The sequence below is a fragment of the Chromohalobacter sp. 11-W genome, assembly GCF_029889905.1.
Classification (GTDB): Bacteria; Pseudomonadota; Gammaproteobacteria; order Pseudomonadales; family Halomonadaceae; genus Chromohalobacter.
Genome location: NZ_JARANZ010000001.1, coordinates 91,576 through 106,687 on the forward strand (window position 1 = coordinate 91,576; position 15,112 = coordinate 106,687).

Sequence of the window (15,112 nt, forward strand, 5' to 3'; positions counted from 1 at the left end):
GTAAGAACCAAGGAGAAGAACATGATGCGAATTCTGCTGGCCTGTTTGCTGAGCATGCTGAGTCTCGGCGCCTGGGCGGACACCGTGGAAGGTCCGAAGGTCGTCGGCGAGACGTTCGAATACTCCACTGGCGGAGAAACGTACCAGGGGTATCTGGCACGCAACGTCAATGACGAGGAGCCGCGCCCGGCGGTGTTGTTGGTACACGAATGGTGGGGCCTCAACGATTACGCGAAGTCACGCGCCGATCAGCTGGCGGCGCTGGGATTCGTCGCCTTGGCGGTCGATATGTATGGCAAGGGGAAGACAGCGGCGCATCCGCAGGATGCCAAGGCGTTCTCCCAGCGTGTGATGAGCGACTGGCCTACGGCGCGTGCGAGCCTCGAGGCGGCCATGACCAAGCTGCGGGAGCAGCCCTACGTGCGTGGCGATCGCATGGCGGCGTTGGGATATTGCTTCGGCGGCGGTGTGGTGATGAACATGGCGCTGGCGGGCATGCCCATTGAGGCGGCGATCAGTTTCCATGGCAGTCCTACTCAAGCGGTCTCCGACCCGCAGCCTTTCGATGGCATCGTGCAGATTCACAATGGCGAGGCCGACGGCCTGGTCGAACCGGATGCGCTGGAATCGATGGCACAGACGCTAAGCGATCAGGGCGCTGAGGTACGCGTGGTGCAGTACCCGGGCGCCAAGCATGGTTTCAGTAATCCGGCATCCGATGCTCAGGCAGAAGAGTTCGACCTGCCATTGGGCTATGATGCCGCCGCCGACGCGGCCTCTTGGCAATCGGCCCTGGTGGCGCTGGATCGTGCTCTCAACCAGGACTGACATGCAATCTAGCGGCGCCATGTCGTGCCGCTAGATTGCCACCGGTAGCGAATCAGGCGCGCCGGGAGAGGGCCAGAACGCGTTTGGCGAGTTCGATCATGTCGGCGTCGCCGGTGTTTTTGTCGGGAACGTCGGAGAGCTTGATCACCGGGATCCAGTGTTGCCCTTCTGGGCGCGCCTCGGTCATCTTGATGACCATGTTCATTGGCGTAACGCCGACATCGTTGGTGAAGTTGGTGCCGATGCCGAAGGCGGTGGTGATGCGTCCACGACAGAAGTTGTCGATACGCTCCACACGCTCGGGGGTCAAGGCGTCGGAGAAGATGATGGTCTTGGTGCGTGGGTCGATGCCCATGCGCTCGTAATGCGCGATGGTGGCGGCCGCGAAGTCAAGTGGGTCGCCGCTATCGTGACGCACGCCATCGAAGAGCTTGGCGAACTTCTTGTCGAAGCTGTCGAAGAAGGTGGCTGAGGTAAAGGTGTCTGTAAGCGCGATGCCCAGGTCGCCGCGATATACGTCTACCCAATGCTCCAGGGCCAGGCTATTGGCCATCTTGAAGCCGAAGCGCGCGCCGTGAAACATGAACCATTCGTGGGCATGCGTACCGATCGGTTTGACGCCATGTCGCATGGCTAGGTGAACGTTGCTCGAACCGGAAAAGGTACCGCTCCCGTGATGGCATAGCGAAGCCACGACACGGTCGTGGACGTCATAAGAGTAGCGCCGACGGGTGCCGAACTCGGCGATCTTGAGACCCATGCGCTTGTAGTGCTCGATCTTGTCGCGGGTGCGAGTATCGATGAGCGCATCCGAGTCGCGCTGACCGTCGCCCATCTGATACCAGATTTCGCTGATCAGCGCCATCAGCGGTACTTCCCAGAGGATGGTGCGATACCAGAGCCCCTCGATGCGCAACGTGAAGTGTCCGCCCTGCTGTACGATTTCGACTTCCTCGGGGTTGTAATGAAACCCCGACAGGAAGTCGAGATACGTCGGGTCGAGATAAGGGCAGGTGCGTTCCAGGTAACGCTTTTCCTCGAGGGTCAGCGACAGATTCGCCATGGCGTCCACTGCCTCGCGTAGTCGCTCGGCAAAGCCAGGGGGAAAGGTATGGTCACCCCGGTTGATAAAGGCATAGCGAGCTCGCGCATAAGGAAAGCGCTTGATGACCGCGCTTTGCATGGTGAACTTGTAAAAGTCGTTGTCGAGGAGCGAATCCAGCATCGTGCATCCTATACGGCGAGGTTCCGAAACGGGGACGCCAGCTTAGCGCAGCTATACGATAGGCACCACTGCCACCGGGCTTTGCGTCGGCTGGTGAAGTGCTTACATGAAGGCCATGACACCGAACATGGTGATCATGAAGCCGCCGAACAATAACAAGCCCGCAATCGATAGCAGGAGTAGTAGATAACCGAGGATGAGTGCCGCCAGTGCCCAAGCATCGCCTTGTTCATTCGTACGACGGATCTGTCGGCGTGCCAGATGGCCGCAGACGACGCCACCCAGCGCGCTAGGCAGCACGAAGATGCCCAGCACACTCAGCGCAAAAGCGACGATGGCCATGGTGTTGAGCTGCGGTGTTGGTGGTGGTGTGGATGGCGCGGGCGTGACGCGGGGCATCGCTTGCTCCAGAAATGGGTTGGCCTCACCCTAGCATGAGCCGTGATATTCGGGAATCCGCTTCGGGAGGCGTGGCGATGGGCGTGAAGATACGGGAGCTGACGCGCGTAGCCGATGTCCCGCTCGAAACATGGAATGCGTTGGTAGGCAGGAGTTACCCCTTCCTGCGGCACGAATTTCTGGATGCCCTGGAAAGCACCGGCTGTGTGGACGCCGAGAGTGGCTGGGTGCCGCGCCACCTCTCGCTGTGGCAGGGCGAGCGCCTGGTGGGCGTGCTGCCGCACTATCTCAAGATGCATTCCTTTGGCGAGTACGTCTTCGACTGGAGCTGGGCCGAGGCCTGGGAGCGTGCCGGTGGGCGGTATTATCCCAAGCAGTTGAGCGCTATTCCCTTCACCCCCGCCGTCGGCCCGCGCCTGGCCGTGGCGTCGGACATCTCGTCCGCCCAGGCCATACAGGCGGTAGCGGCTTTTCTCGAGGAGCGGGGCGACGACTTGTCGAGTTGGCATTTGTTGTTCGCCGATGAGCAAGAGATTACGCAGTGGCAAGCGCAGTGGCCGGCCCTGTTGAGACGTGAGGCGGTGCGTTTCGAGTGGCGCGATGCCGGTTACGGCGATTTCGAGGGCTTCCTGGCGTCAATGGTGGGGAGACGGCGCAAGGAGATTCGCCGTGAACGTCGCAAGGTCGCCGAACAAGGATTAAGTCTGCATCGCCTGAGTGGGGACGACATCGATGCCGCCGCATTGGCCCACTTCTATCGCTGCTACCGCATCACCTATCTCGAGCGCGGGCAGATGCCTTATCTCAGCGAAGCATTCTTCAAGCGGCTGCGCGCGACGATGGGCGAGGCGCTCATGCTTGTACAGGTGCGTCAGGGCGATACGCCGGTCGCTGCGGCGCTCTATCTACGCGGCGGTGATACGTTGTATGGACGCTATTGGGGCAGTGAAGTCGTTGCCGACTGCCTGCACTTCGAAGCATGTTATTACCAAGGTATCGAATACTGCCTTGAACAGGGCCTGCAACGTTTCGACCCCGGTACTCAGGGTGAGCACAAGTTATTTCGCGGCTTCTCGCCTGAACTGAGCACTTCGCTGCATTATTTGCCGCATGCAGGGTTTCGGGAGGCGGTCGCGCGGTTCTGCGTCGAGGAGCGCTACGCCATGGGCGACTATCGCCTGGCATGCCGCGAACGCTTACCGTTTCGTCACGTACAATGAGCAGTAACCATCGCTGGGAAGCGTGCCGTGGCGCGGTCATGGAAGGATCATATGAGGAAGGCTAGCGCATGAATTTTTTCTATGAGGCAACGGTACTGCTAGGCGCTGCCATCATCGCCGTGCCGCTGTTTCAACGCCTGGGGTTGGGCTCGATACTGGGCTATCTCGCGGTGGGGCTGCTGCTGGGGCCGTCCGTGCTCGGTTTTATCGCCGAGCCTGAAGAGGTGCTGCATTTCTCCGAATTCGGCGTAGTGATGCTGTTGTTCCTCATCGGCCTCGAGATGGAGCCTTCGCGTTTGTGGGGCATGCGCAAGCAGCTGTTCGGGCTGGGGCTTCTGCAACTGCTGGGGAGTGGCGTGCTGTTGACGCCCATCGGGCTGGCATTGGGGCTGACATGGGAGCTCGCGGTGCTGCTGGGGCTGATCCTGGCGCTGTCTTCCACGGCGTTCGCTCTGCAGCTTCTCAATGAGCAGCATCGCCTGGCCACACCCCATGGGCAGACAGCGTTCTCCATCCTGCTCTTCCAGGATCTGGCGGTCATCCCGCTACTCGCCTTGCTGCCATTATTCGCGGGTGACCTTGGTGGCCATGATAATGCGGTGTGGCTCGATATCGGTAAGGCCGTGGGCATGGTGCTGGCCGCGATCGCCTTCGGACGTTTGGTCTTTCCGCGCGTATTGGCGCTCATCGCGCGCAGCGGTGTGCACGAGGTGTTCACCGCCGCGGCATTGTTTATGGTGCTTACCATGGCGCTAGTCATGGAGTGGGCGGGCTTGTCCATGGCGCTGGGGGCCTTTCTCGGTGGCGTCATGCTGGCGGATACGGTGTATCGGCACGAGCTCGAGGCCAACATCGAGCCTTTCAAGGGCATCCTGCTGGGGCTGTTTTTCATCGCCGTGGGTATGTCGGTCGACCTGACGCTCGTTTTCGACAACGTAGGGTGGGTGCTGGGCATCACCCTGGGGCTACTGACGGCCAAGCTGGTCGTCATCACGCTGGTGGGCATGGCGGCGCGCTTGCCGCGTCAGGAGATCCCGCGCTTGGCGACGGTGATCGCCCAGGGCGGTGAATTCGATTTCGTGTTGCTCAGCGCAGCGGTCAGTGCGGGAGTTTTCGATCAACGCATCGCCAGCCTGTGCATCGCAGCAGTGACCTTGAGCATGGCGCTCACGCCGTTTCTTTATCGTGGCGGTAATCGGCTCGCCGCTCGGATGGGGGAGAGCCGTCCTTATGACCAGGACTTCGGCGACGAGACGCCGCCGGTCCTGATTGCGGGACTGGGGCGCTTCGGGCAGATGGTGGCGCGCGTGCTCAAGTTGCAAGGCATCAGCTTTACCGCGCTTGATCCCAATATCACCCAGGTGGAATTCATTCGTCGCTTCGGGTCGCGTATCTATTATGCCGACGCCGCGCGCCTCGATGTCTTGCGCTCGGCGGGTCTCGCGCAAGCCAAGGTGCTGGTGATCGCCGTCGACGATGAAGAAGCGGCACTGGCCATCGCTAGGATGGTGCACAATCACTACCCGCAAATCAAAATCTTCGCTCGTGCGCGTAACCGCCATCATGCCTGGCAGTTGATGGAGATCGGCGTCGATGCCGTCGTGCGTGAGACGTTCGCTTCGAGCATGGAAATGAGCGTGGAGGTACTCAAGGGCCTTGGCTACCCTGGCTCCAATGCGTTGGATGCCGTCCGCACTTTTCGCGATTTCGATAATCAATTGCTGGCGTCGTCCTACGCCCATCGCCATGATTCGGAAGCCTTGATGAAGTCCGAGCGCGAAGCCATGGCCGAATTTCAGACGCTGTTTCAGCAGGAGTTGAAGCAGCGGCGAGGCAAGGAGACGGGTGACGTGCCGCCATCGGGTACCGCAAACACGTCCATGCCGGAGGAACGCTGAACACGTGTCGTGCGCCTCGGAGCGGGGTAGAACGTTCGGGGGCATGGGAGAACGCCGTTAATTGGAGGTCAATATGCAAGAGTCGCTGCGTGCCGTGCTGGCATCGCAACATCTTGTCGCCCGGGGTGAGCCTCGGGCTTTGGCGGGCGGTGACATTGCCGAGGTTGCCTGGTTGGAAACCGATCAGGGTGCGGTGGTGGTCAAACGTGACACCCCCGAGGCACTGGCCGCCGAAGCCGAAGGTTTGTGCGCCTTGCAACGTGCAGAGACGAAGTTGAAAGTGCCGACGGTGATCGCCCAGGAAGGAGAATGGCTGGTCATGGAGGCATTGGTATCGGGCGGCAAGCGCGATGAAGCGAGGCTTGGCGAAGGCCTGCGTGGGTTGCACGCCGTTCACGGCGAGCGTCACGGATGGCCGAGTGATAACCGCTGCGGGCCCACGGCGCAGCGCAATACGCCCTGTGATGATGGTCGCGTTTTTCAGCGCGAGCGCCGGCTGATGCCGCTGGGCAGGGCCTGTGTTGAACGCGGATTGCTGCCCGCAACGATGCTGGACGCTCTGAGCGATGTCGCCGACCGGCTCGAGACGTGGTTGCCGGACGTGCCGCCAAGCCTCGTGCATGGCGACCTGTGGTCCGGTAATGTGCTCACCACGCCCGAAGGACCGGCCATCATCGATCCTGCTGTCTACTATCATTATCCCGAGGTCGATCTGGCGATGCTGACGCTGTTCGGTGCGCCGGGCGAGGCGTTCTTCGAGGCATACTGGGATGGTGCTCGCCCCGATGACTGGGGGCGCCGCGAGACGTTGTTCCAGTTATATCCGCTGCTTAATCACCTGCTGCTGTTCGGTGGTGCCTACCGGGCGGGCGTCGAGCGGGCTATCGTGCGCTTGCAATCGGCTTAATGTTGCCGGGGCGTACGCAACAGACGTTGCCACCATGTATTGCCAACTGTAGGAGGGACACACCGCTCACGTACCCGCCGAGTGTCGAGAAACGCGGCGATCGGGGCGCTTTGTGAAGCCTTGTCGAGCATGGGGGCATGGCCACACCCGGGCACTTCGAGGATACGGGTGTTGGGTTGGTGGTGACGCATGGCCGATAGCGTTTGGCGCGACAGGATATCGGATTGCATGCCGCGTATGGTCATCAAGGGACAATGCAGGGATTTCCAGGCGGCCCACAGGTCGCGAGGCGTGTCGTGGACGAATTGCTCGGCGATACGCGGATCGAAATGGTGGCTCCAGCTGCCGTCGGGTAAGCGTCGGGCACTGCCCAAGAGCAAGCGTTGCCATACGGCTTCGCTATCGATGCCGAAGCTCTGGTAGTGATCGCGGATTTCCGACTCCAGTGCCCGCAAGGTCGTGAACCGCTGCGTCGAAATGAAGTGATTCGCCAGGCGTTGCAGGCCTTTCGCCTCGACGGTTGGGCCGACATCGTTGAGAACCAGAGCCGCTACACGATGGCCGTGCGACGCGTCGGCGGCCAAGAGTAGTCCCAGCAGCCCGCCCATCGACGTGCCTAGCCAGGGAACGCTGGTGAGTTCGAAGTGATCAAGGACCGCGATGGCAATACGCATGTAATGTGCGTAGAGATAATCGTAGGCGGGAAAGAGCGACCAACTGGAAAGGCCGCGTCCTGGTGTATCCGGGGCGATCAATCGCCAACGGGGGCCAAGCAGTCGAGCCAGGAACTCGAAGTCGCCGCCATGCCTCGATAGGCCGTGCCAGGCGATCAATGTCCGTGGGGCGTCGGGGTGCCAGACGCGCACGGCGATCTCGAGTTCACGGTGCTGGAGCAGAACAAGCTCATCCACGTCATGGTCCTGAAAATCGATACGTCACCAGTATAGACGTGATGCTGCAATGCAGCAGAAGCTTAGGCGCGTCGCGTGATGAGGTGAAACAGGCGGTCGATTGCCTCGCCGCCGCTTTCGCGCAGCGAGAAACTATCGGGAGCTCGGAGCCAGTCGTGTACCAAGCCGCCGATCATCGAGTGCAGCATCAGGGTGGCGACGTCCGGTGCGATCTCATCGATGAGCAGGCCCTCATCGTGGGCTTGCTGAAAGCAGCGTCGCACGACTTCGCGGCAATCTGAGGCCAGGCGGTTCTGAAGCTCCACGGGGTTGATGTCGCTGATGAATTCGCAGCGATGCATCAAGATGGTGTGGACGCGACATGAACGTGGGCGCTCGAGCATCTCGAAGGCGTGTAGCGTGGCAAGGCGCAGCGTATCCAGCGGTCCTGTGGCCTGGCGCTCGGCGGTGATGTCGTCGATGATCTGCTGAAGCGGCATCTTGACCCGGTCGAGCATGGCATGGAACAGGTCGGCTTTGTTCTTGAAGTGCCAATACACGGCGCCGCGCGTCATACCGGCATGACGCGCGATATGTTCGAGCGAGGTGCGTGAGACGCCCTTTTCGAGGAAGACGTCTTCGGCGGCATCGAGCAAGGCTTCTCGCGTGGCCTCAGCTTCGGCTTTGGTTCTGCGGGGCATGGCGTGATCTCGTTGATGAATCCGGCCAGACGGCGGGGAATGAACACCGAGAGGCGAGACTTTTTTAGACATCATACCCCAAGTGAATGGCATTTACATTCATGTATGTATGCGTGTAGTCTTAGCCATCATTGATCTCGATCAAACAAGGTAAAATACCGATGGTATCCACGACAGGGAATGAGCGCCGGGGCCTTTGGGCCGTGGCGTTGGCGGGCGTTCTGTTGATGGGCTGCGGCAGCGATGACGATGCTCAGCAGCAGTCAAGCGAGGCGTCTTCTCCGCCGCCCAAAAAGGCTCAGGTCATGGAAATGGCCAAGCGCGACATTTCGCTCGATAAATCTTATCCTGCCATGCTGCGCAGCGATAATGAAGTGACCGTCGTGGCGCGTGTCAGCGGTACGCTCGAAGAGCGGCATTTCGACCCCGGCCAGCAGGTCGAGAAGGGCGAGAGTCTCTACACGATCGAACCCGAAACCTATCAAGCGACCGTGCGCCAGCGCGAGGCGGATCTGCAAAGCGCGCAGGCCGATGCGGAACTGGCGCGGACTAATGCCGCCCGCTATGAGCGCCTGCTCAAGCAGAACTCCGTCAGTGTACAACAACGTGATCAGGCGCAGGCCGATCTCAAGGTCGCGCGTGCCAGCGTTGCCCAGGCACAAGCGTCGCTTGATAGCGCGCGTATCGATCTTGATTACACCGATGTCGAGGCGCCGGTAGCGGGCATGATCAGCCTGAGCGAGGTGAATCTCGGCAATCTCGTCAACGATGGCACCGAGTTGGCGACGATTACCCCGCTCAATCCTCTCGAGGTGCGTTTCCAACTGCCTCAGGAAGAAGCCTTCGAACTACGGCGTCAGCGCCAGCAACAACAGGGTAAAGAGGCGATTACCGCCGAACTGCAGATTCCGGCGTTGCCGGGGCAGACCCTGACAGGGCGCGTAGAATTTTTGGGCTCGCGTGTCAGCGAAAGCACCAGCACCGTGCAGGCGAATGCCTTCTTCGATAATCCCGATGGCATGTTCATGCCGGGACAGTTCGTGCGCATCGAGCTGGAAGGCCTGAAGCGCTTCGATGTGTTCGCCGTGCCCGAGATTGCTGTGACGCAAGGGCTGATGGGTCCTCAAGTCTATGTGCTGAATGAAGAAGACAAGGTGCGCACGCAGACCGTGCAGCTCGGTGATACAGCGGGACCGTGGATGATCATTATGGACGGGATCAAGGCGGGAGACCGCGTCATCGTCAGCGATCCAGGCAACATCAGTGCCGGTGCGAGCATCGATCCTCAGCCGTTCGACGGCGATGCCGAAGCGCTCTCGGGTGCCGAAAAAGGCGAGGCTGCATCGGGAAGTCAGACCGAGAAGAAAGGGGCATCCAATGGCGATGGCCAAGCCAACGAGGAAGGTGGAGCCTGACGGATGAATATTTCCAACTTCTTCATAAAACGGCCGGTCTTCGCCACCGTTATTTCGATCATCGTGGCGGTGATCGGGATAATGGCGATGCGCGTCTTGCCCATCGAGCAATATCCCAGCGTCGTACCGCCAACGGTTTCCGTGCAGGCAACCTATCCCGGTGCCGATGCCGAGACGGTCTCTAAGACCGTGGCGGCTCCGATCGCCGAGGCGATCAACGGGGTCGAGGACATGATCTACATGACCTCGACCAGTGCCGATAATGGCTCGATGCGGATGAACGTCTCGTTCGGTATCGGTACTGACGGTGATATCAACACGATCAACGTCAATAACCGTGTCCAGCAGGCGTTGTCGCAGTTGCCTGAATCGGTGCAATCGCAAGGGGTCACGGTTGAGCTGAGTTCAAGCAGTATCTTGATGTTGGTGGCGTTGACGTCGCCGACGGATGAATACAACAACATCTACATGCAGAACTACGCCACGCTCAATATCCTCAATGAACTCCGCCAGGTCCCCGGCGTGGGGACGGCCGAGGTGCTGGGGGGTGGCGAGTTCGCCATGCGTATCTGGCTCAATCCGGATAAATTGGCGCAGTACGACATGACCTCGGCCGAGGTGGCCAATGCCATCCGGTCGCAGAATACGGAAATTCCGGCGGGGGCCCTGGCCCAGGCGCCGCAAGAGGACCCGCGTGCGTATACGTATACCATTACGGCGCCGGGGCGTTTGGCTAATGCGGAACAATTCCGCGATATCATTCTGCGCACCAACAACGATGGCTCGGCGCTGCGCTTGAGCGATGTGGCGCGTGTCGAACTGGGGGCGTCATCCTATTCGGTCAACGCCAACATGAACGGCGCCACCATGACGCCGATCATGATCAATCAGCAGCCCGGCGCTAATGCCCTGGAAACCGCCGAGGCCGTCAAGAGCAAGATGGACGAGCTGTCCGAGCGGTTTCCGCCGGGGCTTAAGTATGACGTGCCTTACGATACGACATTGTTTATCGATGCCTCGGTGGAGTCGGTCTTCCATACGTTCATAGAGGCGTTGCTGATCGTTGCGGTGATCGTGTTCATCTTTCTGCAGAACTGGCGCACCACGATCATTGCCATGTCGGTGGTGCCGGTCTCGGTGGTGGGGACCTTCGCCGGGCTGTACATGTTCGGCTTCTCGATCAACTTGTTGTCGCTGTTTGCCATGGTGCTGGCGATCGGCATCGTGGTCGATGACGCGATACTGGTGGTGGAAAACGTCGAGCGATTACTGGAGGAAGATCCCGAAATACCCATACGCAAGGCGGCCATCACCGCCATGAAAGAAGTGAGCGGCCCGGTTATAGCAACTTCGTTCATCATGGCGGCGGTGTTTATACCGGTGGCTTTCTTGGGTGGTTTTACCGGCCAGATCTACCAGCAGTTCGCGTTGACCATTGCCATCTCCGTGGCCATCTCAGCAGTCGTGGCCTTGACCTTCACGCCGGCAATGAGCGCGCTTTTCGTCAAGCATAAGTCAGAGATAGGCGATTCCAAGATCGCGCGTGCCGCTTCGACACCATTCCGTCTGTTCGATCGCTTCTTCGATTGGGTGACGCGGGGGTACATGGCAGTCGTACGCTTGCTGGTCAAGGCTTGGGTGCTGACGCTGGTCTTGGCGGCGCTCATCATCGGCTGTTCCTATTGGCTGTACCAGAGCAATCCTTCGACATTGATTCCCGAAACCGACCAGGGGATCGCCATCGCGAGTATCACCTTGCCACAAGGCGCATCGGTTGCGCGTACCACCGAGTACATGGAGAAGCTGAGCAACAAGATCGAGCAGGACCCGGCGGTGGCATATTCCACGGCGATAGCCGGCTACGATATGCTCTCCAGCGCGGTCAATACGGCCAAGGGCGTGATGTTCATCACCATGAAGCCATGGGGAGAGCGTGATGAGTCCGTCGAGGACATGATCGCCAAGATCAATCGCATTGGGGCTGGTCTTGAGGGTGGTACGACCATGGCCTTCAACATGCCGCCGATCATCGGGCTTTCCACCACGGGTGGCTTCACCGGTTATCTGCAGTCCTACGGTGGGGCTGATTCCCGCGAGTTGATGCAGGCTTCCGGTAAAATAATGCAGGCTGCCAACAAGCGTCCTGAGCTGGCCCAGGTGTTCACCACCTTCGATGCCTCGGTGCCATCGTATCGAGCGCATATAGACCAGGAAAAAGCCCTGAGTTACGGCGTGTCGATCAATGATCTCAATACGACGCTTTCGAATACGCTAGGCAGCGGTTTCGTGAACTATTTCACGTATCAGAACCGCAACTTCCAGGTCTACATGCAGAACGAGGACACGTTCCGGCAAACACCCGATGACTTGAACAAGATCTTCGTGCGTGGCGGCGATGGCGAGCGTATCCCGATTTCCGAGTTCGTGACGCTCGAACGTCAGTCGGCACCCTCTGTCGTATCGCGCTTTGGTGTCTATCCGTCGGCGCAGTTCCAGGGTGGCCCCGCGCCGGGTTATAGCTCGGGCCAGGCGATCGCTGCGATGCAAGAGGTGGTTCAGCAAGAACTTGGCAACGATTGGGGGATGGGCTGGACAGGCACGTCCTTCCAGGAGGCCAATGCCGGCAATGCCGCGATTATTGCCATTACCTTCGGCATTCTGATGGTCTTCTTGATCCTGGCGGCGCAGTACGAAAGCTGGGCGTTGCCGCTGGCGGTCATCACGGCGGTACCCTTTGCCTTTATCGGGTCCATCGGCGGGATCGTGCTGCGTGGATTGGATACCAGTGTCTATGTCCAGGTGGGCATGCTGGTGGTGGTCGGGCTGGCGGCTAAAAACGCCATCCTGATCGTCGAGTTCGCCGAGTTGCAGCGGCGCGAACTCGGCAAGTCGATCCGTGATGCCGCATTGACCGCCTCTGAGCTGCGTTTCCGACCGATCGTGATGACCTCGCTGGCGTTCATCTTCGGGACCTTGCCGCTGGCCATCGCGAGTGGTGCCAATGACACCAACAGCCATCATATCGGCACCACGGTGGCGATGGGGATGGTCTCGGTGGCCGTGTTGGCGAGCTTCTTCGTGCCAGCCTTCTACGCCATGATCGCCAACGCGCAGGTATGGCTGCAGAAGAAACGGGGCGTATCCTCTCATCACGAGGATGACGACGAGACGTCGGCAACGTCCGGGCCGCCGACAAACAGTCACTGATCTTCGATTGAACCGACTATGGCCAGGGCTTCGCGCCCTGGCTTTTTTATTTGCGCGTGCATGGTGCAGACGTGCCGGCCGGTTGGTTGCGACGCTCGGCTAGGGCACTCTGTCATGATGGGAAGACGAGGTGAGGTGAGCATGATCAAGGGCGTGGCGCATTGGTACCGAGGAATCCTCCTCTTGTGTGCATTACTAGTTTTTTCCGGCAGTGCGTGGGGCCAGAGTGCATCCCCGCTGGCGGCTCTGTCCGGGGGCAGTAACGGTCAGGCATCACAAGATGAGGTGCCATCGAACGCGCAGGCGCGTGCCTCGTTAGATAGCGTCATCTCGATGCTCGAGGATCAGGAGCGTCGAGACGCCTTGCTCACACAGTTGCGTGAGTTGCGAGCCTCGCTGGAGGGCGCCGATGCCGACGCCGAGCCAGAGTCGCCGCGAGGGTTGTTGGGGGCCATTGCGGACTCGCTGACCTCATTGAGCGATTCCGGCGAGGTCGTGACCCCGTTCGAGTATTGGCAACGTCTGGGCGAACGGGCGGGGGACACCCTGACGCAGCGTGTCTCGTCGTTGGAGTCGTTGCTGCATCTCGTCGGCGATTTCGTCTGGGTGCTGGGATTGTGGGGCGGTAGCGCGGCGCTGATGGTGTTCGGCGGGCGCAGCTTGGCCAAGCGCATGAACATGCAACTCACGCTCAGCGCCGAGCCGAGCACCTGGATGCTGATACGCCATATGCTGCGGCGCTTGCTACCCTGGGGCCTCGCCTTCGGCCTCACCCTGGGTGTCGTGCACGGCATGACGTCCACACTGGGGATGACGCTGGCGATGGTGATCGCTTACATCACCTTGTGTGGGATTCTGTTCACCGCCGTGTGTGAAGTCGTCTTCTCGCTATTCGCTAACGGCCATCGTCGTGTTGCTTTGCGTATTCTGCATCGCCGGGCAGCTCGCTGGTTGTTCATCATCGGTGCGCTGGTCGCCTTGGGCGACGCCTCGAATGCCTCGGAACTGCGCTCGGACTTGGGAGCGTCGTTAGCGGAAATGGTCTCGATGCTGTCCAATGTCACCGCCGCCTTGTTGACGGGGGCGTTTACGATCCGCTTCAAGCGCCCGATCAAGCACCTGATCCGTAATCGGCCCTATCGCTACCGGCGCGACAAGCGTGCCAGCAGTGAGTTGATCCAGGTGATCGGGTCATTGTGGCATGTGCCGATTCTGCTCATGGTCGTGGTCTCGCTGGTTGCGATCCTGACATCGGAGGGCGATTCACGCAGCGCCTTCGCCAAGGCCATCGTGACCGCCGGATTATTGGTGGTGACCCTGATCATCAATGGTCTGATTCATCGCCATGCCGAGCAGCCTTCCAAGCTGCGTCGTCAGTCACAGTATCGGCGGCGTCTGCTGCGCTTCGGTTATACTCTGGCGCACTTGGTCAGCTGGTTGGTCTTCGCCGAGTTGGCGATGCGTGTCTGGGGCTTGTCGTTGTTGGCCTTTGGTGGGGACGAGGGCATCAGCCAGCGTATCGGGCAATCGCTGATCAGTATCGGCATGACCTTGCTGCTGGCGTGGCTGGTCTGGATTCTTGCCGATACCGCGATCGAGCGGGCATTGCTCTCTTCCAAGCGCGGTCGCAGCGGGCGCGCGCAGAGCACGCGGGCGCAAACCATTACACCGCTGATTCGCAATGTGGTCTTTGCCACCATCGTGATTATCGCGGTCATCGTGGCGCTGGCCAATCTGGGGGTTAATGTCACGCCGCTGCTGGCCGGTGCCGGGGTGATCGGTCTGGCGGTGGGCTTTGGCGCTCAGACGCTGGTCCAGGACCTGATCACGGGGCTTTTCATCCTCATCGAGGATTCGTTGGCCATCGACGATTTCGTCGACCTGAGCGGGCACATGGGGACGGTCGAGGGATTGAGTCTGCGCACTGTGCGCTTGCGTGACCTGGATGGCATCGTGCATACGATGCCCTTTAGTCAGATCAAGGGAATCCAGAATTTTTCACGGGAATTCGGTGTCGCCCTGATGCGTGTTCGTGTGGCGCATCATATGAAGATCGACGAAGCGATCGCTATCGTGCGTGAAGTGGCCGAAGAGCTGCGCCGAGATCCGATGATGCGGCATTACATCTGGTCGCCGCTGGAGCTCCAGGGGGTGGAAAGTTTCGATGCCGGTGCGGCGATTCTGCGTATGCGCATGCGCACGGCGCCGATCATGCAGTGGGACGTGGCGCGGGCTTTCAACCTGCGGCTCAAGCGACGTTTCGATGAACTCGGCATGGAACTCGCCATGCCGCGTATGAGCGTGAGTCTCGAACAGTCATCGGTCGAGGCTGAGAACCTGCCGACTGCGACTGAGCATGCCACGACGGCCAGTGGCGATGTCAGCGATGCGCCATCCGACACCAGTTGATCGCGACTGCGGA

11 protein-coding genes are annotated in these 15,112 nt (G+C 60.2%); 7 read left to right on the forward strand and 4 right to left on the reverse strand.

Translation table 11 applies throughout. The features are described from left to right. Window positions 1-21: 21 nt before the first annotated feature. A complete protein-coding gene (locus OP494_RS00460) occupies window positions 22-828 on the forward strand; it encodes a dienelactone hydrolase family protein (RefSeq protein WP_280538784.1) in 807 nt (268 codons plus the stop codon). A 52-nt stretch (window positions 829-880) separates the two neighbouring features. Here the strand turns inward: OP494_RS00460 and pncB are convergent, their stop codons facing one another. Together pncB and OP494_RS00470 are read right to left on the reverse strand one after the other, a co-directional pair. Then, window positions 881-2,053: a nicotinate phosphoribosyltransferase gene (pncB, locus tag OP494_RS00465; RefSeq protein ID WP_040244435.1), complete on the reverse strand. Its 1,173-nt coding sequence runs from the start codon at window positions 2,051-2,053 to the stop codon at window positions 881-883. A 102-nt stretch (window positions 2,054-2,155) separates the two neighbouring features. Then, entirely contained in the window at window positions 2,156-2,452 is a 297-nt protein-coding gene (locus tag OP494_RS00470; RefSeq protein ID WP_040244432.1) for a DUF4190 domain-containing protein, read from the reverse strand. A 77-nt stretch (window positions 2,453-2,529) separates the two neighbouring features. Between OP494_RS00470 and OP494_RS00475 the strand changes: the two genes are divergently transcribed. The 3 genes from OP494_RS00475 to OP494_RS00485 all read left to right on the forward strand — a co-directional run bounded on the left by OP494_RS00475 (window position 2,530) and on the right by OP494_RS00485 (window position 6,477). After that, the gene (locus OP494_RS00475; protein ID WP_280538785.1) at window positions 2,530-3,672 is read left to right on the forward strand and encodes a GNAT family N-acetyltransferase; all 1,143 of its coding nucleotides are present in this window, start codon (window positions 2,530-2,532) and stop codon (window positions 3,670-3,672) included. A gap of 68 nt (window positions 3,673-3,740) precedes the next feature. Then, the gene (locus tag OP494_RS00480) at window positions 3,741-5,570 is read left to right on the forward strand and encodes a monovalent cation:proton antiporter-2 (CPA2) family protein (RefSeq protein ID WP_280538786.1); all 1,830 of its coding nucleotides are present in this window, start codon (window positions 3,741-3,743) and stop codon (window positions 5,568-5,570) included. 73 nt (window positions 5,571-5,643) lie between these two features. Next, the gene (locus tag OP494_RS00485) at window positions 5,644-6,477 is read left to right on the forward strand and encodes a fructosamine kinase family protein (protein WP_280538787.1); all 834 of its coding nucleotides are present in this window, start codon (window positions 5,644-5,646) and stop codon (window positions 6,475-6,477) included. Here the strand turns inward: OP494_RS00485 and OP494_RS00490 are convergent. Both OP494_RS00490 and OP494_RS00495 read right to left on the reverse strand, forming a co-directional pair. Continuing rightward, window positions 6,474-7,388 (reverse strand): alpha/beta hydrolase, encoded by a 915-nt coding sequence (locus OP494_RS00490; protein WP_280538788.1) that lies wholly within the window; start codon window positions 7,386-7,388, stop codon window positions 6,474-6,476. The genes OP494_RS00485 and OP494_RS00490 overlap by 4 nt on opposite strands. Window positions 7,389-7,450: 62 nt before the next feature. Further along, entirely contained in the window at window positions 7,451-8,068 is a 618-nt protein-coding gene (locus OP494_RS00495) for a TetR family transcriptional regulator (RefSeq protein WP_280538789.1), read from the reverse strand. 161 nt (window positions 8,069-8,229) lie between these two features. On the opposite strand from OP494_RS00495, the gene OP494_RS00500 reads away from it, so the two are divergent. From OP494_RS00500 to OP494_RS00510, 3 genes are all read left to right on the forward strand, one after another. Then, window positions 8,230-9,483 carry an efflux RND transporter periplasmic adaptor subunit gene (locus OP494_RS00500; protein ID WP_280538790.1) on the forward strand — a complete coding sequence of 418 codons (1,254 nt, stop codon included), beginning with the start codon at window positions 8,230-8,232 and terminating at the stop codon, window positions 9,481-9,483. A 3-nt stretch (window positions 9,484-9,486) separates the two neighbouring features. Continuing rightward, complete coding sequence (locus tag OP494_RS00505; protein WP_280538791.1) at window positions 9,487-12,690, forward strand: multidrug efflux RND transporter permease subunit; 3,204 nt, start codon at window positions 9,487-9,489, stop codon at window positions 12,688-12,690. A 114-nt stretch (window positions 12,691-12,804) separates the two neighbouring features. Continuing rightward, the gene (locus OP494_RS00510; protein WP_280538792.1) at window positions 12,805-15,099 is read left to right on the forward strand and encodes a mechanosensitive ion channel family protein; all 2,295 of its coding nucleotides are present in this window, start codon (window positions 12,805-12,807) and stop codon (window positions 15,097-15,099) included. Window positions 15,100-15,112: the final 13 nt, after the last annotated feature.

Excerpts from the sequence above, each read along its gene's own strand:
- OP494_RS00460 (WP_280538784.1), top strand. The coding sequence starts at position 22 with ATGATGCGAATTCTGCTGGCCTGTTTGCTGAGCATGCTGAGTCTCGGC.
- pncB (WP_040244435.1), bottom strand. The coding sequence starts at position 2,053 with ATGCTGGATTCGCTCCTCGACAACGACTTTTACAAGTTCACCATGCAA.
- OP494_RS00470 (WP_040244432.1), bottom strand. The coding sequence starts at position 2,452 with ATGCCCCGCGTCACGCCCGCGCCATCCACACCACCACCAACACCGCAG.
- OP494_RS00475 (WP_280538785.1), top strand. The coding sequence starts at position 2,530 with ATGGGCGTGAAGATACGGGAGCTGACGCGCGTAGCCGATGTCCCGCTC.
- OP494_RS00480 (WP_280538786.1), top strand. The coding sequence starts at position 3,741 with ATGAATTTTTTCTATGAGGCAACGGTACTGCTAGGCGCTGCCATCATC.
- OP494_RS00485 (WP_280538787.1), top strand. The coding sequence starts at position 5,644 with ATGCAAGAGTCGCTGCGTGCCGTGCTGGCATCGCAACATCTTGTCGCC.
- OP494_RS00495 (WP_280538789.1), bottom strand. The coding sequence starts at position 8,068 with ATGCCCCGCAGAACCAAAGCCGAAGCTGAGGCCACGCGAGAAGCCTTG.
- OP494_RS00500 (WP_280538790.1), top strand. The coding sequence starts at position 8,230 with ATGGTATCCACGACAGGGAATGAGCGCCGGGGCCTTTGGGCCGTGGCG.
- OP494_RS00505 (WP_280538791.1), top strand. The coding sequence starts at position 9,487 with ATGAATATTTCCAACTTCTTCATAAAACGGCCGGTCTTCGCCACCGTT.
- OP494_RS00510 (WP_280538792.1), top strand. The coding sequence starts at position 12,805 with ATGATGGGAAGACGAGGTGAGGTGAGCATGATCAAGGGCGTGGCGCAT.